This is a genomic window from Leifsonia sp. NPDC056824 (assembly GCF_042789575.1).
Taxonomy (GTDB): Bacteria; Actinomycetota; Actinomycetes; order Actinomycetales; family Microbacteriaceae; genus Leifsonia.
Window position 1 is genome coordinate 46,030 of sequence record NZ_JBHUAV010000006.1, and the last position, 18,573, is coordinate 64,602.

Sequence of the window (18,573 nt, forward strand, 5' to 3'; positions counted from 1 at the left end):
ACCTCAGTAATGAAAGCATTGCAACTTCTCACGTCACGTTCTATTGTCCAGACATAGCAACAAGACGCGAAGGAGCGACGATGACCGCATCCCCTCACCCGGAGGCCGCCGACCCGGCCCTCCTCACCACCGCCTCCGCAGGCTCGACACCACCGCACCCCGACCGCGCGGACGATCCCCGCGCGCGCCGCTTCCTCCGGCGGATCGCCGTGCTCGCCACCTTCGGCGGCCTCCTCTTCGGCTACGACACCGGCGTCATCAGCGGCGCCCTGCCGTTCATGCAGTTCGACCAGCGGCCGCTCACCCCGCTCGAGGAGGGCACCATCGTGTCGTCGCTCCTCTTCGGCGCGGCGCTCGGCTCGTTCCTCGGTGGCCGCATCGCCGACCGCCGCGGACGCCGCGGGCTGATCGGCGCGCTCGCGGTCGTGTTCTTCATCGCGGCCCTCGCCTGCGCCTTCGCGCCGACGATCGGCGTCATGATCGCCGCCCGCTTCGTGCTCGGCCTCGCGGTCGGCGGCGCGTCCGTCGTGGTCCCGATGTACCTCGCGGAGCTCTCCCCCGCCGCCCGCCGCGGCCGCATCGTCACGCAGAACGAGCTGATGATCGTCTCCGGCCAGCTCGCCGCGTTCGTCGTCAACGCCGTGCTCGCCTCCGTCGTCCCCGAGCACGCCGCCGTGTGGCGCTGGATGCTCGTCGTCGCCTCGCTGCCCGCCGTGGTGCTGTTCTTCGGGATGCTCGTCGTGCCGGAGAGCCCGCGCTGGCTCATCCTGCACGGCCGCTTCGCCGAAGGCCTCGCTGTGCTGCGCCGCATCCGCGCCGAGCAGCAGGCCGAGCGGGAGGCCGAGGAGATCCGCCGCCACGAGGAGCGCGCCGTGCGGACGCCCCTGCTCACGGAGCTCGCCGTGCCGTGGGTGCGCCGGGTCTTCGTCATCGGGCTCGGGATCGCGATGGTCCAGCAGCTCACCGGAGTGAACTCGATCATGTACTACGGCGTCCAGATCCTCCAGAAGTCCGGCTTCGACCAGCAGGGCGCGCTCATCGGTCAGATCGCCAACGGCGTCATCTCGGTGCTCGCCACCTTCGTCGGCATCGCGCTGCTCGGCAAGGTGGGCCGGCGCCCGCTGCTGATCGTCGGCCTGATCGGCACGACGACGTCGCTGCTGCTGGTCGGCGGCGCCTCCGCGCTGCTCGCCGGCTCGCCCGCGCTGCCGTTCGTGGTGCTGTCGCTCACGGTGACGTTCCTCGCGTTCCAGCAGGGCGCGGTCTCGCCGGTGACCTGGCTGATGCTCGCGGAGATCTTCCCCGCACGCATTCGCGGCGCGGCGTTCGGGCTGGCCGCGCTCATCCTGTGGCTGACGAACTTCCTGGTCGGCTTCCTGTTCCCGCAGCTCGTGGACGCGCTCGGGATCTCGCCCACGTTCTTCCTGTTCGCCGTCGTGGGCGTCGGCGCGGTCGTCTTCGTCGCGCGCAGCCTGCCCGAGACGCGCGGGCGCAGCCTGGAGACGCTGGAGGCCGAGCTGCGCGAGCGGTTCACCCGCTGAGCCGACACGCAACGGGCGGGCTCTCGGGCCGGCACGCGGGCGGGGCGGGAACGATTTCCCGCCCCGCCCTCCGTCGTCGCGGCGGTTGTCGGCGGCCCCTGCGACACTGAGCGCATGGACTTCCCCGCACTGCTCCTCGGCCTCCTGCTCGGTCTCCTCGTCGGCGCGGCGGGAGCCGGCTACGCCGTCGCCCGGCTGCTCCGGAGCCGCGAGGCCGCGGCGCCCACGGTGGAGGACCCGGCGATCGTCGCCGCCCGCCACGAGCGGGAGCTGCTCGAGGTGCGCGCCGAAGAGGCGGGCAGGCAGGCCGACCTCCGCGCGGAGCTCGCCGCGGCCGACACCCGCGTCGACAGCCTGCAGGAGCAGCTCCGCGGGGCGCACGAGCAGCTCAAGGAGACCACGGAGCGGCACCGCGCCGAAGCCGTCGCCCAGACCGAGCGCGAGCGCGCCGAGAGCAAAGTGCTCCAGGCGCTGGCGCCGGTGCGCGAAAGCCTCAGCGACATGCAGCGCAAGGTGATCGAGCTGGAGACCCAGCGCAACCAGCAGCACGGCCAGCTCGCCCAGCAGCTCCGGTCGGCGGCGGAGTCGGAGGAGCGGCTGCGCAGCACCGCCGAGTCGCTGGCGTCCGCCCTGCGCTCCAACAGCACCCGCGGCGTCTGGGGCGAGACCCAGCTCCGCAGCGTCGTGGAGGCCGCCGGCCTGATCGAGCGGGTGGACTTCGACGTGCAGTCCAGCATCCACTCGGAGTCCGGCGCCGGCCGTCCCGACATGATCATCCGGCTCCCCGGCGGCAAGAGCATCGCGCTCGACGCCAAGGTGCCGTTCAACGCCTACCTCGAGGCCAGCCAGATCCCCGCGACGGCGACCGGCGCCGAGGGCGCGCAGCGCGAGGCCCTCCTCAAGCAGCACGTCAAGGCCGTCCGCGACCACATCACCACGCTGGGCAGCAAGGCCTACTGGACGGGCCTGGAGTCCTCCCCCGAAATGGTCATCGCGTTCATCCCGAGCGAGTCGCTGGTCTCGTCGGCGATGGAGGCGGACCCGTCGATCATGGAGTTCGCCTTCGGCAAGCGTGTGGCACTGGCCTCCCCCGTGACGCTGTGGTCGGTGCTGAAGACGGTGGCGTTCAGCTGGCAGCAGGACGTGCTCACGCAGGACGCCAAGCAGCTCTTCGACCTGAGCCGCACGCTCTACACCCGGCTCGGCACCACGGCCGGGCACATCGAGAAGCTCGGCCGCTCGATCGAGCGCACGGTCAAGGACTACAACGGCTTCGTCGGCTCCTTCGAGCGCCAGGTGTTCCCGACGGCCCGCAAGCTCGCCGCGATCGACGAGTCCAAGGTCATCGGCGTCATGGCGGGCATCGAGGAGGCTCCGCGCGAGCTCACCGCGTTCGAGCTCGTCGACGAGCTGGAGGCGCAGGCCGAAGCCCGCATCCGCGTGGAGGCCGCCGACGACGACGCCCGCGACATGCACGGCATCGACAAGCTCGCCATCGAGGAGCGGGCGCGCGCCGCCGCCTCCGACGCCGCTGCCGCCGCCTCCGACGAGGCCTCCGGCGCCGCCTGACCGCGACGATTCGTCACGAATCGCGCGAATGGCGGCGCGAAAGCCGCGATTCGGCACGAATCCACGCGCGACGATTCGTCACGAATCGCGCGAATGGGGGCGCGTAAGCCGCCATTCGTCACGAATCGCGCGAGACGCGCCCCTTACAGCTCGTCCGCCGACAACCACTTCTCGGCGAGGTGGTCCGCGACCACGCGGCGGATGGTGCCCGACTTGGAGCGCAGCACGATCGACTCGGTGCGGATGATCGGGCCCTTGCGGCGCACGCCCTCCACCAGGCCGCCGTCGGTGACGCCGGTCGCGACGAAGAAGGTGTTGTCGCCCTTGACCAGGTCGTCGGCGCCGTAGATGCGGTCCATGTCGAGGCCCGCCGCGATCCCGCCGGCGCGCTCGGCGTCGTCCTTCGGCGCCAGCCGGCCCTGCATGAACCCGCCGATCGCCTTGATCGCGCACGCGGTCGTGATGCCCTCCGGGCTGCCGCCGATGCCGACGCACAGGTCGATGCGCGACTCGTAGCGGGCCGCGTTGATCCCGCCGGCCACGTCGCCGTCGAGCATCAGGCGGGTCCCGGCGCCGGCGGCACGGATCTCCTCGATCAGGCCCTCGTGGCGCGGTCGGTCCAGCACGGCCACGCGGATCTCCCCCACCGGCTTGCCCTTGGCCTTCGCCAGCTCGCGGATGTTGTCCCCGATCGACTGCGACAGGTCCACGACGCCGCGGCCCTCCGGACCGGTGACGATCTTGTCCATGTAGAAGACGCTGGAGGCATCCAGCATCGTGCCGCGGTCCGACACCGCGATCACCGACAGCGCGTTCTGGCGGCCGGCGGCGGTCAGCGACGTGCCGTCGATCGGGTCGACCGCGATGTCGCAGGCCGGTCCCCGCCCGTTGCCGACGTGCTCGCCGTTGAACAGCATCGGGGCGTTGTCCTTCTCGCCCTCGCCGATCACGATCAGCCCGTCGAAGTTCACCGTGCCGAGGAACTTGCGCATCGCGTCCACGGCCGCGCCGTCCGCCGCGTTCTTGTCGCCGCGGCCGATCCACGGGGTGGCCCGGATCGCCGCCGCCTCGGTCGCCCGCACCAGTTCCATCGCCAGGTTCCGGTCGGGGTGAAGGAAGAGGGACGCGGTGTCGGTGCTGGTCATGATGGGTCCTCCCGGACGAATCGAAACGACGGTGTCAGCCGCCACACGACGGCGAAGCCCAGTGTATCGAGGGGAGGTCGCCGGAGGCACCGGACCCGCGTCGGTATGATGAGTCCCGTTCGACACCCCGATTCCCAAGGAGCCGCAATGCCCATCGCCACGCCGGACCAGTACGCAGAGATGCTCGACAAGGCGAAGGCGGGCGGCTTCGCGTATCCCGCGTTCAACGTCTCGTCGTCGCAGACGATCAACTCCGTGCTCCAGGGCCTCACCGAGGCGGGCAGCGACGGCATCATCCAGGTGACCACCGGCGGCGCCGACTACTTCGCCGGCCAGACGGTCAAGGCCCGCGCCACCGGCGCCCTCGCGTTCGCGCGGTTCGCCACCGAGGTCGCCAAGAACTACCCGATCACCGTCGCGCTGCACACCGACCACTGCCCGAAGGGCGCGCTCGACGACTTCGTGCTGCCGCTCATCGCCGCCTCCGAGGAGGAGGTCCGCGCGGGCCGCAACCCGATCTTCCAGTCCCACATGTGGGACGGCTCGGCGGTCCCGCTGAACGAGAACCTCGAGATCGCGCAGGAGATGATCAAGCGCACCAAGGCCATCAACGCCATCCTCGAGGTCGAGATCGGCGTCGTCGGCGGCGAGGAGGACGGCGTGCAGCACGAGGGCTCCAACGAAGCCCTCTACACCACCCTCGCCGACGTCGAGAAGGCCGTGGAGGCCCTGGGCCTCGGCGAGAACGGCCGCTACATGGCCGCCCTCACCTTCGGCAACGTGCACGGCGTCTACAAGCCGGGCAACGTCAAGCTGCGCCCCGAGCTGCTCAAGGAGATCCAGGACGGCCTGGCCGCCAAGTACGGCACCGGCCCGAAGCCGCTCGACCTCGTCTTCCACGGCGGCTCCGGCTCGACCGACGCCGAGATCGCCGAGGCGGTCCGCAACGGCGTCGTGAAGATGAACATCGACACCGACACCCAGTACGCGTTCACCCGCTCCGTCGCCGGCTACATGTTCGACAACTACGACGGCGTGCTCAAGGTCGACGGCGAAGTGGGCAACAAGAAGGCCTACGACCCGCGCGCCTGGGGCAAGGTCGCCGAGACCGGGATGGCCGCCCGCGTCGTGGAGGCCACGCAGCAGCTCGGCAGCGCCGGCCACTCCGGCAAGTAGTCCCGCACACCGCACACGTAGGCTGGGGGGATGAGCGAGCACGAACCGGAGAAGGCGCCGGACGAACGTCCGCGCCCGCAATACGGCGAGCTCGCCCCTCCCGGCTGGGTGTGGAAGCCCCCGCAGGACGCCGACCGGCTGGACACCACGCACCACAGCCCGGCGGCGTCGGAGGTCGAGCAGCCTCCCGCGGCGCCGCCCCAGTCCGGACCGTATGGGCAGCACGACGGCGGTCAGCACGAGGGCGACCAGCACGACGGCGCACCGCACGGCTACGGCCAGCACGGCTACGGCCGCCCGTACCCGTCCAGCCCACAGCTGAGCGCCGACGCGCCGCGCTGGAACGTCACGACCACGATCGTGCTGCTCGTCGTCGGCTTCTTCGGGATGTCGTACACGATCGGGACTCTGCAGAGCCTGCCCGCGACGATGCAGCTCCTGCACTCGTCGCTCAACCTCGGCACATTCGTGCAGGACCCGTCCGTCGCGCCGCTGATCACCGGCGGCACGATCGCGATGGCCGGCATCTGGGCGATCTCGCTCGGCCTCTCGGTGTGGCTGCTCGTGCAGAAGCGGCTGGCGTTCTACGTCCCGCTCATCGCCGGGATCGTGGCGTTCATCACCCTCTTCGTCATCCTGGGCCTGATCTTCTCGACCGACCCGGTGCTGCTCAACTACTACAACGGGATCGCGCCCGCGACGCCGGGCCCGACAACCCCGGGCCCGACCACGCCGGGCCCGACGTCCCCGGCGCCGAGCTCGCCGCCTCCGGCGAGCCCGACCGCCACTCCCGGGGCGTCGACCTCCGCCTAGGCTGCGCGCGACTCCGCGAGTCCTGCGGCGAGCGGCGTCGTCGGCCGGCCGATCAGCTCGCTGAGCGTCCCGGTCGCGTCGGCCAGGGCGCCGTCGCGGATGTTGCCGTCGAGCGCGACCACGAAGCCGGCCGTCCCCTCGTCCAGGCCCGCCTCGCGCAGCGCGGCGCCGTGCTCCTCCGGCGTCACCGACCGGTACGCGACCGGACGGCCGAGCAGCTCGCCGATGGCCGCGGCCAGGTCGTCGAACGTCCACGCGACATCGCCGGCCAGCTCGTAGACCGCGCCGTCGTGCCCGTCGGTCGTCAGCACGACGGCCGCGGCCTCCGCGTAGTCCTTGCGGGAGGCGCTGGCGACGCGTCCGGTCGCCGCACTGCCGACGAGCTCGCCGGTCGCGGAGGCGACGTCGAGCTGGCCGGTGTAGTTCTCGGTGTACCAGTTGTTGCGGAGCACGGTCACCGGGAGTCCGGAGGCCGCGAGCAGGCGCTCGGTCTCGGCGTGCTCCGGCGCGAGCACCAGGTCGGTGTCGTCGGCGTGCGGCGCGCTCGTGTAGACGATCCGTCCGACGCCCGCGCGCACGGCCGCGTCGATGGCGTTGCGGTGCTGCGGGATGCGCTGGCCGACCTCCGAGCCCGAGACGAGCAGGAGGGCGTCGGCCCCAGCGAATGCCGCGTCCAGCGTCTCCGGCTTCTCGAAGTCGATCACGGCGGTCTGCACGCCGCGCGCGGCCAACGGGGCGAGCCGCTCTGCGCTGCGCCCGAGGGCGCGGATGTCGGCGGCGGGCACCCCGCGGTCGAGGAGGGCGTCCACGGTGAGGCGTCCGAGGTGTCCGGTGGCTCCGGTGACGACGATGGTCATAGTCTTTCCTTTCGGTCGGTCGTCGTTCGCAACCGCCGTCGTGCCAGGAAACTTCCCTGTCGGAGGTACCCACTTTTCGGTAAGTTACTGACGTGGACACCAGATTCGAGTCGTTCGAGGCCCTCGGCTTCACCGACGGCGTGCTCCCCTCGGAGTGCCCGTCGCGCATCGTGCTCAACCACGTCACCAGCACCTGGGGCGTGCTCGTGCTGGTCGCGCTCGCGCGCAGCGACCTGCGCTGGGGCGAGCTGCGCCGCACCGTGCAGGGCATCAGCGAGAAGATGCTCGCCCAGACCCTGCGCACCCTGGAGCGGGATGGTTTCGTCCTCCGCACCGCCCAGCCCACCGTCCCGCCGCGCGTCGACTACAGCCTCACCACCCGCGGCCGCGAGGTCACCGAGCACCTGCTCCCGCTGATGGGCTGGATCGCCGACAACGCCGACGACATCCTGTCCGGCGCCCCGCCCGCGCCGCTCGGCTTCGAGACCGGCCAGGCCTCGGTGAGCGGGGACTTCCGCGACGGCAACGAGGACTCCCTCTACGCCTCGGCCTGGTCGGCATTCGTGGCCGACGGCGTGGGAGGCCACGCGGCCGGCGAGATCGCGTCGGCCACGGTCGCGATCCGCCTGGCGTCGATGCTCGACGCCACCGAGGGCCGCGTCCCCGGCGAGGCGCGGCTGCGCGAGCTGGTCGCGATCGCGAACTCCGACCTCGCACTGCGGGTTCGCCTCGACCCCGCGCTGGCGGGCATGGCCACGACCCTCGTCGGGCTGTTCGCGGACGGCGAGCGGATCACGGTCGCACACACCGGCGACTCCCGCGCCTACCGCCTGCGCGAGGGCGCCCTGGCACAGATCACCGAGGACGACTCGCTCGTGCGGGAGCTGCTGGCCACCGGCGCCATCGGCGAGACCGACATCGCCGAGCACCCGCTGCGGTCGGTCGTCACGCACGTCCTCGGCGGGGACGCGGAGGACGCCGCCGCCCTGCACGTCGCGGCCGAGCCGGCGCGACGCGGCGACCGCTGGCTGCTCACCAGCGACGGGCTCACCGACTACGTCCCGATCCTGGATGTCGCCGAGACCCTCGCCGTGGCCGCGACGCCGCAGGACGCGGCGGACGCGCTGGTCGCCCTGGCGCTCCGGCACCGCGCCCGCGACAACATCTCCGTGGTGGTTGCGGACGTCGTGGAACTCCCAGAGGCGCCCCTGTACCGCCCCGCCTTCGGCGGCTCCGCCGCCGCCGACCCCGCGTCGTCCCGCACCCTCTGACGCCCCCGCGCGCCGCGACATTCCTCACGAATGCGCACTTTCGCCGCCGCCATTCGCCACATTCGTCACGAATGCGCACTTTCGCGCCGCCATTCGCCACATTCGTCACGAATCGACGTGCGCCCGCCACGCCACATTCGTCACGAATCGACTCCCGCACCGCGTCGCCACATTTGGCACGAATCGGCTCCCGCACCGCCTCGCCACTGCCGTCACGAATCGACTCCGGTTCCGCCGCGCGACATTCGTCACGAATGCGCGTTCTGACGGGCCCATTCGCGACATTCGTCACGAATCGGGTCCCGCCCGCGTCGCGACATTCGGCACGAATGCGCGTTCTGGCGCGCGTATTCGCGACATTCGGCACGAATGGGCGCTTTGGCGCCGCGATTCGCGACATTCGGCACGAATGTGCCGCGGCGGGCGCGTCAGGACTGGGCGCGGCCGCCGAGGGCGCGGGCGTCCTGCTTGCCGCTGATGTCTTTGCGGAGCTCCTTCGGCAGCGAGAACATCAGGTCCTCCTCCGCCGTCTTGACCTGCTTCACGTCGGCGTAGCCCGCGCCGGAGAGCTCGTCGAGCACCTCCTGCACCAGCACCTCGGGCACCGACGCGCCGCTGGTCACGCCGACGGTCGCCACGCCGTCCAGCCACTCCTGGCGGATCTCGCTGGCGTAGTCGACGCGGTAGGCGGCGCTCGCGCCGTACTCGAGCGCGACCTCCACGAGGCGCACCGAGTTGGACGAGTTGGCCGAGCCGACCACGATCACCAGGTCGGCGTCCTCCGCCACCTTCTTGATCGCGACCTGACGGTTCTGCGTCGCGTAGCAGATGTCGTCGCTCGGCGGGTCCTGGAGGTTCGGGAAACGCTCGCGGAGGCGGCGGACCGTCTCCATCGTCTCGTCGACGGACAGCGTGGTCTGCGAGAGCCACACCACCTTGTCCGGGTCCTTCACCTGGATGCGGTCGACGTCCTCCGGGCCGTTCACGAGCGTGACGTGCTCGGGAGCCTCGCCGGCGGTGCCCTCGACCTCCTCGTGGCCCTCGTGGCCGATCAGCAGGATCTCGAAGTCGTCGCGGGCGAAGCGCACGGCCTCGCGGTGCACCTTGGTGACCAGCGGGCAGGTCGCGTCGATGGCGAGGAGGCCGCGGTCGGCCGCCGCGTTCACGACCGCGGGCGAGACGCCGTGCGCCGAGAACACGACGTGCGCGCCCGAGGGCACCTCGTCGACCTCGTCCACGAAGATCGCGCCCTGCTGCTCCAGCTCGGACACGACGTGCACGTTGTGGACGATCTGCTTGCGCACATAGACCGGCGCACCGTAGTGCTCCAGCGCCTTCTCGACGGCCACGACGGCACGGTCGACGCCGGCGCAGTAGCCGCGCGGGGCCGCCAGCAGCACACGCTTGTGTCCCTGGACCGGGATATCCTGAAGCCGCCCGCGCTCGCCGGACTCCCGCTTGACGGGGATTCGGGGCATGGGGAGGCTGATGGTCGCATCGCTCACCCTTCGATCGTACGCGGTGGGCGCTGATCAACGGATGGGAGGCCGGGTGGCACAGGTCGCTGGCGGTACGACGGGCGCGCCGACGATGACCCCTGGGCCGCCGACCCTCGACGCCCCGTGGCCGGTCGCGCTGCTCGCCGACCGCATCCGGGGCTGGATCGACCGGCTCGGCACCGCCTGGGTCGAGGGCGAGATCACGCAGTGGGGCGTCTCCGGCGGCAACGTCTACGGCAAGCTGAAGGATCTCCGCGAGGACGCGACGATCAGCTTCAGCATCTGGTCGTCGGTGAAGGCGCGCATCCCCGCCGACCTCAAGCAGGGCGACCGGGTGATCGCCGCGGTGAAGCCGAACTACTGGGTCAAGGGCGGCAGCCTCACCATGCAGGTGAGCGACATGCGGCACGTCGGCCTCGGCGACCTCCTGGAGCGGCTGGAGCGGCTGCGCGTCCAGCTCATCGCGGAGGGCCTGTTCGCGGCCGAGCGCAAGAAGCGACTGCCATTCCTCCCGCACATGATCGGCCTGGTGACCGGCAAGGACTCCGACGCCGAGAAGGACGTGCTGCGCAACGCGCAGCTGCGCTGGCCCGCGGTGCGGTTCCGCGTCGTCCACGCGGCCGTGCAGGGCGACCGGACCGTCCCGGAGGTGGTCTCGGCCATCCGCGCGCTCGACGCCGACCCCGAGGTGGAGGTCATCATTGTGGCGCGCGGCGGCGGCGACTTCCAGAACCTGCTCGGCTTCAGCGACGAGCGTGTGGTGCGCGCGGCAGCGGAAGCCGCCACCCCGATCGTGAGCGCCATCGGCCACGAGGCCGACCGTCCCCTGCTCGACGATGTCGCGGACCTGCGCGCCTCGACGCCGACCGACGCCGCCAAGCGCGTCGTCCCGGACGTCGCGGAGGAGCTGGCGCGCGTGCAGCAGGCCCGCTCGCGCCTCGGGACCCGGCTGACGCACATGATCACCCACGAGATCGACCGGATCGGGCACCTCCGCACCCGCCCGGTGCTGGCCTCCTCGACCTGGATCGTGGACTCCCGCGCGCAGGAGCTCACCCGCTACGTCGCCCGCGGCGTCGAGCTGGTGGAGCGCCGGGCCGACCGCGAGAGCACGCGCATCGCGGAGCTGCGCGGCCAGCTCCGGGCGCTCTCGCCGCAGGCGACGCTCGACCGCGGCTACGCGATCGTGCAGAACGACGCGGGGCACGTCATCACGTCGCCCGCGGAGGCGCCGGCCGGCGCAGCCGTGCGGGTGACGCTGGCCGGGGGCGCGTTCGCCGCCACCGCAGGCGACCGACTCCCCTCCCCGGCCGGCGACGCGGGCGGCGCCGCCGATCCCGATCCAGCGCCCGCCCAGCGAGACAAATAGAATGGACATCATGCCCACCTCGGAGATCAGCGCGCTCAGCTACGAGGAGGCGCGCGACGAGCTCGTCCGCGTCGTCACCGAGCTCGAGCAGGGCTCCACGACGCTGGAGGAGTCCATCGCGCTGTGGGAGCGCGGCGAGGCGCTCGCCCGTCACTGCGAGGAGTGGCTGATCGGCGCGAAGGCGCGGCTCGACGCCGCCCGCGCCGGAGCGAGTGCCGGGGCGACCGCGGGCGCACGGAGCGTGTCAGACACCGAATGAGCCCGCGCACCCGCACCAGCACGGCCAAGCCTCCCGCCGTCGTCGCCGAGCTCGGCCGCCCGGAGACCCCGGAGGAGACCGCCGCCCGCAAGGCGCAGAACTCCGCCAACCACCGCAACCGGCAGACGGTCAACAACCTCGTCTACTCGCTGATCGCGACGGTCGCGCTCGTCGCCGTCATCGTGCTGATCGTGCCGCGCGGCAACCCGACCTCGTCCGCTCCCCCGGTCGACTACGCCGCCGTCGCCCAGCAGGCGCAGGGCAGCGAGCCCGACCGGCTCGTGGTCCCGAAGCTCCCGTCCGGCTGGACCTCCAACAGCGCCGAGCTGCGCACGAAGTCCGCCGACGGCGTCGACGCCTGGTACATCGGGCTGCTCACGCCCAAGGGTCAGTACGTCGGCGTCACGCAGGGCTTCAACGCCAACGACAGCTGGGTCGCCGACCAGGTGAACCGCACCCGCATCGCCGGCACCCGGGAGATCGACGGCGTGAACTGGGACGTCTACGACAACCGCGCCGCGGGATCATCCGCCGGCAATGTCGCCTACGCGCTCGTGACCACCGCAGGCAAGAGCACGGTCGTCGTCTTCGGCACCGCAGACGACGCCGAGTTCACGGCGGCCGCCCGCTCCCTCACCGACCAGCTCCACTCCCTCGGCCCACCCACCCCAGGAGGAAACTAGATGCCCACGACCCGTCCCGGCCGGATCTGGAAAGAACTGCTGGCAGGCAACGAGCGCTTCGTCTCGGGAGCGCCGCAGCACCCGCGGCAGGACGTCGAGCGCCGCCAGACCGTCGCGGAGGGCCAGAACCCGGTCGCCGCGATCTTCGGCTGCGCCGACTCCCGGCTGGCGGCCGAGATCATCTTCGACCTCGGCCTCGGCGACGCGTTCGTGGTCCGCAACGCCGGTCAGGTGGCCTCCGACTCCGCGATCGCCTCGCTGGAGTACGCGGTCGCCGTGCTGAACGTGCCGCTCATCCTGGTGCTCGGCCACGACGCGTGCGGCGCGGTCGCGTCCGCCATCTCCTCCCAGGCCGACGGCGCCGCCCCGCTGCCGCCGCACATCGCGCAGCTCATCGCGCCGATCGTGCCCGCGGTGCACCGGGTCGCCGGCATCGCGCCGGGCGAGGCCGTCGTGCCCGCCGAGGTCGACGCGGCCGAGGTCGGCCGCCTGCACCTGCGCGACACCGTCGCAGAGCTTCTCGCGCGATCGGAGATCATCAGCGACGCCGTCGCCGCGAATCTCCTCGCCATCGTCGGAGCGAACTACGTGCTCCAGGAAGGTCGGGTCGTCCCCGACGCCGTCGTCGGACTGGCCGAACCGGCCGCCGACCCAACGCCCGCGCGCTGACGCGCCAGGGCCCAGAAAGGAAGAACACACCGTGGTGGACACGCAGGCGGGCACCGAGTACCGCATCGAGCACGACACGATGGGCGAGGTGCGGGTTCCCGCAGCCGCCCTGTACGGCGCGCAGACGCAGCGCGCCGTCGAGAACTTCCCGATCTCGGGGTCGGTTCTCGAGCCGGCTCAGATCGCCGCGCTCGCCCGCATCAAGAAGTCGGCGGCGCTCGCGAACGCGCGCCTCGGCGTCCTGGACGCGGACGTCGCCGAGGCCATCGCCGCCGCCGCAGACGAGGTCGTCAGCGGCGCGCACAACGGCGACTTCCCGATCGACGTCTACCAGACCGGCTCGGGCACCTCGTCGAACATGAACATGAACGAGGTGCTGGCGACGCTCGCCTCGCGCCGACTGGGCCGTCCGGTGCACCCGAACGACCACGTCAACGCGTCGCAGTCGTCCAACGACGTCTTCCCGACCTCGGTGCACATCGCCGTCACCGGCGCGCTCATCGACGACCTGATCCCGGCGCTCGACCACCTCGCGGTCGCGCTCGAGGCGAAGGCGGAGCTGTGGGCGACCGCGGTCAAGTCGGGCCGCACGCACCTCATGGACGCCACCCCGGTCACGCTCGGCCAGGAGTTCGGCGGCTACGCCGCGCAGATCCGCTACGGCATCGAGCGCGTCCAGGCCGCCCTGACCCGCGTCGCGGAGGTCCCGCTCGGCGGCACCGCCGTCGGCACCGGCATCAACACCCCGCTCGGCTTCCCGCAGCTCGTGATCGAGCTGCTGACCGCCGAGACCGAGCTGCCGATCACCGAGGCGCGCAACCACTTCGAGGCCCAGGCGAACCGCGACGGCCTCGTGGAGGCCTCCGGCGCGCTCCGCACGATCGCCGTCAGCCTGACCAAGATCTGCAACGACCTGCGCTGGATGGGCTCGGGCCCGAACACCGGTCTCGGCGAGCTGCACATCCCCGACCTGCAGCCTGGCTCCTCGATCATGCCGGGCAAGGTCAACCCGGTCATCCCGGAGGCCGTGCTCATGGTCGCCGCCCGGGTCATCGGCAACGACGCCACCATCGCGTGGAGCGGCGCCTCCGGCCTGTTCGAGCTGAACGTCGCCATCCCGGTGATGGGTACTGCGCTGCTGGAGTCGATCCGCCTGCTGACCCAGGCCAGCCGGGTGCTCGCGGACAAGACCGTCACGGGTCTGGAGGCCAACCTCGAGCGCGCCCGCGCGTTCGCGGAGTCGAGCCCGTCGATCGTGACGCCGCTGAACCGCGTGATCGGCTACGAGGCCGCCGCCAAGGTGGCCAAGCACGCCGTCGCGAAGGGCATGACCGTCCGCGAGGCCGTCATCGACCTCGGCTTCGTCGAGCGCGGTGAGGTCACCGAGGAGCAGCTCGACTCGGCACTCGACGTGCTGAGCATGACCCACCCGGGCTGAGCCCGGACCCGGACCGCTCGCGAGCGGTTCGATCGAGGCGCCCCTCCTGCAGTGCGGGAGGGGCGCCTCGCCGTTTGTCACCCCAGCAGCACGAACCCCCAGAACGTCCCGAGCAGCACCGGCCCGAACGGCAGCTCCGCGGACAACCGCCGCGACCCGAAACCGCGCACCGCCAGCCACGCCACCACGGCCCCGGCCACGAACGACATCACCGCCCAGCACCCGACGATCGTCACGACCTCCCCCAGCGGCGGCCCGCGCTCCGCCACCACCGCCGCAAGCGCACCGGCCAGCACCGCCGCGAGCTTCACGTCGCCCATCCCGAGCCCGCCGCCGGACGCCGCCACCGCGAACCCGACGAGAGCCGCCGCCCCGCACGCCAGCGCCGCGACCGCGACGCGCGAGCCGCCGGTCTGGAGCGAACTCCACACCGCTCCCACGACCACGAACGCCGCCCCCGGGAGCACGAGCGCGTCCGGCAGCCGCAGTTCGCGCACGTCGTACTGGACGAGCGCCACCGTCACGGCCGCGAGATACAGCGTTCCGATCGCGGCCGGCCCGGCGCCACCTGCCCCCAGCAGGGCTGCGCTCAGGCCGACCGCGACAACGATCCGGATCGTCTTCTCAACCATGCCCTCACGCTAGGTGCGGCGGCACGGCCTCCTCACGATTCCACAGAAAATACGAGAATCCCGAAATTATCCCCAGCGGGCCGGTCTCTTTCGCCCACCGGCTCACCCTCAGGCCAGCTCGTTGCCCTCCAGCATCTCCGTGACCAGCGCCGCGATCGCCGACCGCTCCGAGCGCGTCAGCGTGACGTGCGCGAACAGCGGGTGGCCCTTCAGCGTCTCGATGACCGACGCGACGCCGTCGTGCCGGCCGACCCGCAGGTTGTCGCGCTGCGCGACGTCGTGCGTCAGCACCACCCGCGAGTTCTGCCCGACGCGGCTCAGCACCGTGAGCAGCACGTTCCGCTCCAGCGACTGCGCCTCGTCCACGATCACGAACGCGTCGTGCAGCGAGCGGCCACGGATGTGCGTGAGCGGCAGCACCTCGAGGATGCCGCGGTCCAGCACCTCGTCCAGCACGTTCTGCGACACCAGCGCGCCGAGCGTGTCGAACACCGCCTGGCCCCAGGGGTTCATCTTCTCGCCCTGGTCGCCCGGCAGGTAGCCGAGCTCCTGGCCGCCGACCGCGTAGAGCGGCCGGAACACCATGATCTTCTTGTGCTGCTGCCGCTCCAGCACGGCCTCCAGCCCCGCGCACAGGGCGAGCGCCGACTTGCCGGTGCCGGCCCGTCCGCCGAGCGACAGGATGCCGATCTCCGGGTCGAGCAGGAGGTCGATCGCCAGCCGCTGCTCCGCCGAGCGCCCGTGCAGTCCGAAGACGTCGCGGTCGCCGCGCACCAGCTTCACCTCGCCGTCCGAGACGACCCGGCCGAGGGCCGAGCCGCGGTCCGAGTGCACGATCAGGCCGGTGTTCACCGGGAGCCCCTCGACCTGCGAGGTGCTCATCCACTCGTTCTCGTAGAGCAAGCTCATCTGGTCGCTGCCGAGCGAGATCTCCGCCAGCCCCGTCCAGCCGCTGTCGACGACCTGCTCGTGCCGGTACTCCTCCGCCGCCAGGCCGATCGACGACGCCTTGACGCGCATCGGGAGGTCCTTGGAGACGACCGTGACCGCGAGCCCGTCGTTCGCGAGGTTCATCGCCACCGCGAGGATGCGCGAGTCGTTGTCGCCGAGCTGCATGCCGCTGGGCAGCACCGACATGTTGGAGTGGTTCAGCTCCACCCGCAGCGAGCCGCCCTCCCCGACCGGGATCGGGAAGTCGAGCCGTTCGTGCTTCACCCGCAGATCGTCCAGATTGCGCAGCGCCTGCCGCGCGAAGTATCCGATCTCGGGATCGTTGCGCTTCCCCTCCAGCTCGCTCACGACGACGACAGGGATGACGACAGAGTGTTCGGCGAACCGGAAGATCGCCTTGGGGTCGGACAGCAGGACCGACGTGTCGAGCACGTACGTCCGCTCGCTCTGACGGGTTCCGCTGGATGCCGACTCGAACTGCCGGGTTCCTGATTCAGCCACGACCACTCCCACCCCGCCGCTCCGCTTCCGCAGGAGCCGGCGGATCAATGGCGAGCCGGCCAGTTGGGTTTCGAAACGAACTTATGTGGCCGTCTCGATCGGGCGCCGTGCCCGATGAGTCGAAAGTACGCCGCGCGGACGCGACGCGAGGCCCGGAAGGCCGCGTGTCGTGTTTCGTTCAGGTGAACTTCACCCCCAGTTATGGGAGGCGCGGATCACGCCGCCGAGGCGTAGGAGGTGAGGGCGGCGCGCAGCATATCCAGGGTCTCCTCCGTCGTCCCGGCGTGGACGCTCACCCGGACGTTCGTGGCCCGCACCTTGGCCGACACGCCGTGGTTGAACAGGGAGGCCGCCAGCACGGTCAGCTGCTCCGGCAGCGGCTCCAGCACGACGATCCCCGCGCGCTCCGCGGCGTTGCGCGAGGAGGCGACGGGAACGGCGAACTCGTCGGCGAGGTCGATGACCTGCTCTGCGAGTTCGGAGATGGCCGAGGCGATCTCCGCGACGCCGACCGCCGCGACCTCCTCCAGCGCCGCGGCGAGGCGGGCCTCGGCGACCAGGTCGGGGTTCGACACGGTGAAGGCCGCCGCGCCCTTCACCGGCTCGAGGACCTCGTCCCAGCGTTCGCCCGCGCCGGTCCCGACCCAGCCGCTGAACACGGGGGTCAGGTGCTCGATCGCGCGCTCGCTGAGCGCGAGGAAGCCAGTTCCCCAGCCCGCCCTCGTCCACTTCTGGCCGCCGGAGACGACGACGTCGGCGACCTCGTAGGGGGCGTCGACCACGCCGAAGCCCTGGATGGCGTCCACGATGAGGAGGCGGTCCCCGATCACCTGGCGGATGCCGTCGATGTCCGCGAGGTAGCCGGTGCGCGAGTCGACCAGGCTCACCATCACCGCGCTGGTGGAGTCGGTGAGCTGATCCTTGAGCTGCGCCGGGGTGACGCGGCCGTGGTCAGTCTCCAGCCAGACCGGTGTCACGACGTGCATCGCCTGCGCGGCGCGCACGGCGGCGTAGGTCACGCTCGGGAACTCGCCGGGCGACAGCAGCAGGTCGCCGCCGGTGAGCCCGAAGGCGGCGTGCATGAGCCCGCTGGAGGCGTTCGGCTGGAACGCGATCTGCTCAGCGGGGAAGCCGGTCAGCGCGGAGATCGCGTCGCGGACGCGGTCGCTCTCCGCGTTCATCCGGTCGACGGTGCCGAAGCGCGCCGTGGCGAGCGCCGCGTACTGCCCCAGCGTCTCGGCGCGCACCGTCGCCGACAGCGGCCCCACGCGCCCGTAGTCCAGGTACCCCGGCTCCTCGCCGAACCCGGCGGCGAACTCCTCGATCGTCGTCATCGTGACCTCCGGGGACCATCCTGCCGCCGCGACCGCCGGCGACGCGAATTCTCCGGGAATCGGTCAGGAGCCGTAGCGGCGGTGGCGGCGGGAGAAGTCGCGCATCGCGCGCAGGAAGTCGACCTCGCGCAGGTCGGGGCCGAGCGCCTCCACGAAGTAGAACTCGCTGTGCGCGCTCTGCCACAGCATGAAGTCGCTCAGCCGCTGCTCGCCGGAGGTGCGGATGACGAGGTCGGGGTCGGGCTGGCCTCCGGTGTAGAGGTGCTCACCGATGAGGTCAGGGGTGAGGAGGTCGGCCAGCGTCTCCAGGCTGCCGCCCTCCGCCGAGTGCGCGGCGACGATACTGCGCATGGCGTCCGTGATCTCCTTGCGGCCGCCGTAGCCGACCGCGAGGTTGATGTGCAGGCCCGTCTTGGCGGCGGAGCGCTTCTCGGCGTCGGCCAGCGCGGTGACGAGCGGCTTCGGGAGGCCGGTCGTCGAGCCGACGTGCTTGACCCGCCAGTCGCGGTAGCGGGAGAGGTCGTCGGCGAGCTCGGCGATGATCTCGATCAGGTCGGAGAGCTCGGAGTCCGGCCGGTTGGTCAGGTTGTCCGACGACAGCAGGTAGAGCGTCACCACCTCGATCCCGAGGTCGTCGCACCACTCCAGGAACTCGCGCATCTTCGCCGCGCCCGCGCGGTGGCCGTGCGCGACGGTCGTCATGCCGACCTGGCGGGCCCAGCGGCGGTTGCCGTCGATGATCATCGCGACGTGCCGAGGCAGCGACTCCGGGCCGAGGCCTGCGATGTCGCGTCGCAGCCGCTTCTGGTACAGGCCGTAGAGCAACCCGTTGGCCGTCTCGGAACTGCGTCTGCTCACGCAGCTAC

At 71.5% G+C, this 18,573-nt stretch carries 17 protein-coding genes and 1 pseudogene; 11 read left to right on the forward strand and 7 right to left on the reverse strand.

The annotated features are described in order from the left end of the window. The first annotated feature begins 80 nt into the window (after positions 1 to 80). Both ACFRFH_RS18495 and rmuC read left to right on the forward strand, forming a co-directional pair. Positions 81 to 1,541 carry a sugar porter family MFS transporter gene (locus tag ACFRFH_RS18495; RefSeq protein WP_382464460.1) on the forward strand — a complete coding sequence of 487 codons (1,461 nt, stop codon included), beginning with the start codon at positions 81 to 83 and terminating at the stop codon, positions 1,539 to 1,541. 114 nt (positions 1,542 to 1,655) lie between these two features. Continuing rightward, on the forward strand, positions 1,656 to 3,110 hold the full coding sequence (rmuC, locus tag ACFRFH_RS18500; RefSeq protein WP_382464461.1) for a DNA recombination protein RmuC: 1,455 nt from the start codon (positions 1,656 to 1,658) through the stop codon (positions 3,108 to 3,110). A 143-nt stretch (positions 3,111 to 3,253) separates the two neighbouring features. On the opposite strand, the gene glpX is transcribed toward rmuC, so the two are convergent. Then, positions 3,254 to 4,255: a class II fructose-bisphosphatase gene (gene glpX, locus ACFRFH_RS18505; RefSeq protein WP_382458593.1), complete on the reverse strand. Its 1,002-nt coding sequence runs from the start codon at positions 4,253 to 4,255 to the stop codon at positions 3,254 to 3,256. A gap of 147 nt (positions 4,256 to 4,402) precedes the next feature. Here glpX and fbaA point away from each other — a divergent pair, with 147 nt between their 5' ends. Together fbaA and ACFRFH_RS18515 are read left to right on the forward strand one after the other, a co-directional pair. Continuing rightward, the gene (gene fbaA, locus ACFRFH_RS18510) at positions 4,403 to 5,431 is read left to right on the forward strand and encodes a class II fructose-bisphosphate aldolase (RefSeq protein ID WP_382464462.1); all 1,029 of its coding nucleotides are present in this window, start codon (positions 4,403 to 4,405) and stop codon (positions 5,429 to 5,431) included. 30 nt (positions 5,432 to 5,461) lie between these two features. Continuing rightward, positions 5,462 to 6,244, forward strand: a complete 783-nt coding sequence (locus ACFRFH_RS18515) for a DUF6264 family protein (protein WP_382464463.1) — start codon at positions 5,462 to 5,464, stop codon at positions 6,242 to 6,244. On the opposite strand, the gene ACFRFH_RS18520 is transcribed toward ACFRFH_RS18515, so the two are convergent. Next, complete coding sequence (locus ACFRFH_RS18520; RefSeq protein ID WP_382464464.1) at positions 6,241 to 7,101, reverse strand: SDR family oxidoreductase; 861 nt, start codon at positions 7,099 to 7,101, stop codon at positions 6,241 to 6,243. The genes ACFRFH_RS18515 and ACFRFH_RS18520 overlap by 4 nt on opposite strands. Before the next feature lie 92 nt (positions 7,102 to 7,193). On the opposite strand from ACFRFH_RS18520, the pseudogene ACFRFH_RS18525 reads away from it, so the two are divergent. Both ACFRFH_RS18525 and ACFRFH_RS18530 read left to right on the forward strand, forming a co-directional pair. Next, positions 7,194 to 7,556, forward strand: a pseudogene (locus ACFRFH_RS18525) (winged helix-turn-helix transcriptional regulator); the annotation flags it as partial. 45 nt (positions 7,557 to 7,601) lie between these two features. Continuing rightward, on the forward strand, positions 7,602 to 8,372 hold the full coding sequence (locus ACFRFH_RS18530; RefSeq protein ID WP_382464541.1) for a PP2C family protein-serine/threonine phosphatase: 771 nt from the start codon (positions 7,602 to 7,604) through the stop codon (positions 8,370 to 8,372). Between the two features lie 428 nt (positions 8,373 to 8,800). Here ACFRFH_RS18530 and ACFRFH_RS18535 read toward each other — a convergent pair whose 3' ends face one another. Further along, positions 8,801 to 9,850, reverse strand: coding sequence for a 4-hydroxy-3-methylbut-2-enyl diphosphate reductase (locus ACFRFH_RS18535; RefSeq protein ID WP_382464542.1), 1,050 nt, complete (start codon positions 9,848 to 9,850; stop codon positions 8,801 to 8,803). Between the two features lie 112 nt (positions 9,851 to 9,962). Here ACFRFH_RS18535 and xseA point away from each other — a divergent pair, with 112 nt between their 5' ends. The 5 genes from xseA to ACFRFH_RS18560 are packed head-to-tail and all read left to right on the forward strand — an operon-like array spanning position 9,963 to position 14,289. Then, positions 9,963 to 11,240, forward strand: coding sequence for an exodeoxyribonuclease VII large subunit (gene xseA, locus ACFRFH_RS18540; RefSeq protein WP_382464543.1), 1,278 nt, complete (start codon positions 9,963 to 9,965; stop codon positions 11,238 to 11,240). 10 nt (positions 11,241 to 11,250) lie between these two features. Then, positions 11,251 to 11,499 (forward strand): exodeoxyribonuclease VII small subunit, encoded by a 249-nt coding sequence (locus ACFRFH_RS18545; RefSeq protein WP_382464465.1) that lies wholly within the window; start codon positions 11,251 to 11,253, stop codon positions 11,497 to 11,499. Continuing rightward, a complete protein-coding gene (locus ACFRFH_RS18550; protein ID WP_382464466.1) occupies positions 11,496 to 12,182 on the forward strand; it encodes a DUF4245 domain-containing protein in 687 nt (228 codons plus the stop codon). The genes ACFRFH_RS18545 and ACFRFH_RS18550 overlap by 4 nt, the downstream gene beginning before the upstream one ends. Continuing rightward, positions 12,183 to 12,851, forward strand: a complete 669-nt coding sequence (locus ACFRFH_RS18555; protein ID WP_382464467.1) for a carbonic anhydrase — start codon at positions 12,183 to 12,185, stop codon at positions 12,849 to 12,851. 31 nt (positions 12,852 to 12,882) lie between these two features. Further along, positions 12,883 to 14,289: a class II fumarate hydratase gene (locus ACFRFH_RS18560; RefSeq protein ID WP_382464468.1), complete on the forward strand. Its 1,407-nt coding sequence runs from the start codon at positions 12,883 to 12,885 to the stop codon at positions 14,287 to 14,289. Between the two features lie 77 nt (positions 14,290 to 14,366). Here ACFRFH_RS18560 and ACFRFH_RS18565 read toward each other — a convergent pair whose 3' ends face one another. From ACFRFH_RS18565 to ACFRFH_RS18580, 4 genes are all read right to left on the reverse strand, one after another. Then, positions 14,367 to 14,921 (reverse strand): prepilin peptidase, encoded by a 555-nt coding sequence (locus ACFRFH_RS18565; protein ID WP_382464469.1) that lies wholly within the window; start codon positions 14,919 to 14,921, stop codon positions 14,367 to 14,369. 108 nt (positions 14,922 to 15,029) lie between these two features. Next, the gene (locus ACFRFH_RS18570) at positions 15,030 to 16,379 is read right to left on the reverse strand and encodes a PhoH family protein (RefSeq protein WP_382464470.1); all 1,350 of its coding nucleotides are present in this window, start codon (positions 16,377 to 16,379) and stop codon (positions 15,030 to 15,032) included. A 209-nt stretch (positions 16,380 to 16,588) separates the two neighbouring features. Next, complete coding sequence (locus ACFRFH_RS18575) at positions 16,589 to 17,707, reverse strand: aminotransferase class V-fold PLP-dependent enzyme (RefSeq protein WP_382464471.1); 1,119 nt, start codon at positions 17,705 to 17,707, stop codon at positions 16,589 to 16,591. A 63-nt stretch (positions 17,708 to 17,770) separates the two neighbouring features. Then, positions 17,771 to 18,565: an isoprenyl transferase gene (locus ACFRFH_RS18580; protein ID WP_382464472.1), complete on the reverse strand. Its 795-nt coding sequence runs from the start codon at positions 18,563 to 18,565 to the stop codon at positions 17,771 to 17,773. Positions 18,566 to 18,573 lie beyond the last annotated feature (8 nt).

What these genes read in the sequence shown, in the direction of transcription:
- ACFRFH_RS18495 (WP_382464460.1), top strand. Translation starts at nt 81, where the DNA reads ATGACCGCATCCCCTCACCCGGAGGCCGCCGACCCGGCCCTCCTCACC.
- rmuC (WP_382464461.1), top strand. Translation starts at nt 1,656, where the DNA reads ATGGACTTCCCCGCACTGCTCCTCGGCCTCCTGCTCGGTCTCCTCGTC.
- glpX (WP_382458593.1), bottom strand. Translation starts at nt 4,255, where the DNA reads ATGACCAGCACCGACACCGCGTCCCTCTTCCTTCACCCCGACCGGAAC.
- fbaA (WP_382464462.1), top strand. Translation starts at nt 4,403, where the DNA reads ATGCCCATCGCCACGCCGGACCAGTACGCAGAGATGCTCGACAAGGCG.
- ACFRFH_RS18515 (WP_382464463.1), top strand. Translation starts at nt 5,462, where the DNA reads ATGAGCGAGCACGAACCGGAGAAGGCGCCGGACGAACGTCCGCGCCCG.
- ACFRFH_RS18520 (WP_382464464.1), bottom strand. Translation starts at nt 7,101, where the DNA reads ATGACCATCGTCGTCACCGGAGCCACCGGACACCTCGGACGCCTCACC.
- ACFRFH_RS18535 (WP_382464542.1), bottom strand. Translation starts at nt 9,850, where the DNA reads ATGCCCCGAATCCCCGTCAAGCGGGAGTCCGGCGAGCGCGGGCGGCTT.
- xseA (WP_382464543.1), top strand. Translation starts at nt 9,963, where the DNA reads ATGACCCCTGGGCCGCCGACCCTCGACGCCCCGTGGCCGGTCGCGCTG.
- ACFRFH_RS18545 (WP_382464465.1), top strand. Translation starts at nt 11,251, where the DNA reads ATGCCCACCTCGGAGATCAGCGCGCTCAGCTACGAGGAGGCGCGCGAC.
- ACFRFH_RS18550 (WP_382464466.1), top strand. Translation starts at nt 11,496, where the DNA reads ATGAGCCCGCGCACCCGCACCAGCACGGCCAAGCCTCCCGCCGTCGTC.
- ACFRFH_RS18555 (WP_382464467.1), top strand. Translation starts at nt 12,183, where the DNA reads ATGCCCACGACCCGTCCCGGCCGGATCTGGAAAGAACTGCTGGCAGGC.
- ACFRFH_RS18565 (WP_382464469.1), bottom strand. Translation starts at nt 14,921, where the DNA reads ATGGTTGAGAAGACGATCCGGATCGTTGTCGCGGTCGGCCTGAGCGCA.
- ACFRFH_RS18575 (WP_382464471.1), bottom strand. Translation starts at nt 17,707, where the DNA reads ATGACGACGATCGAGGAGTTCGCCGCCGGGTTCGGCGAGGAGCCGGGG.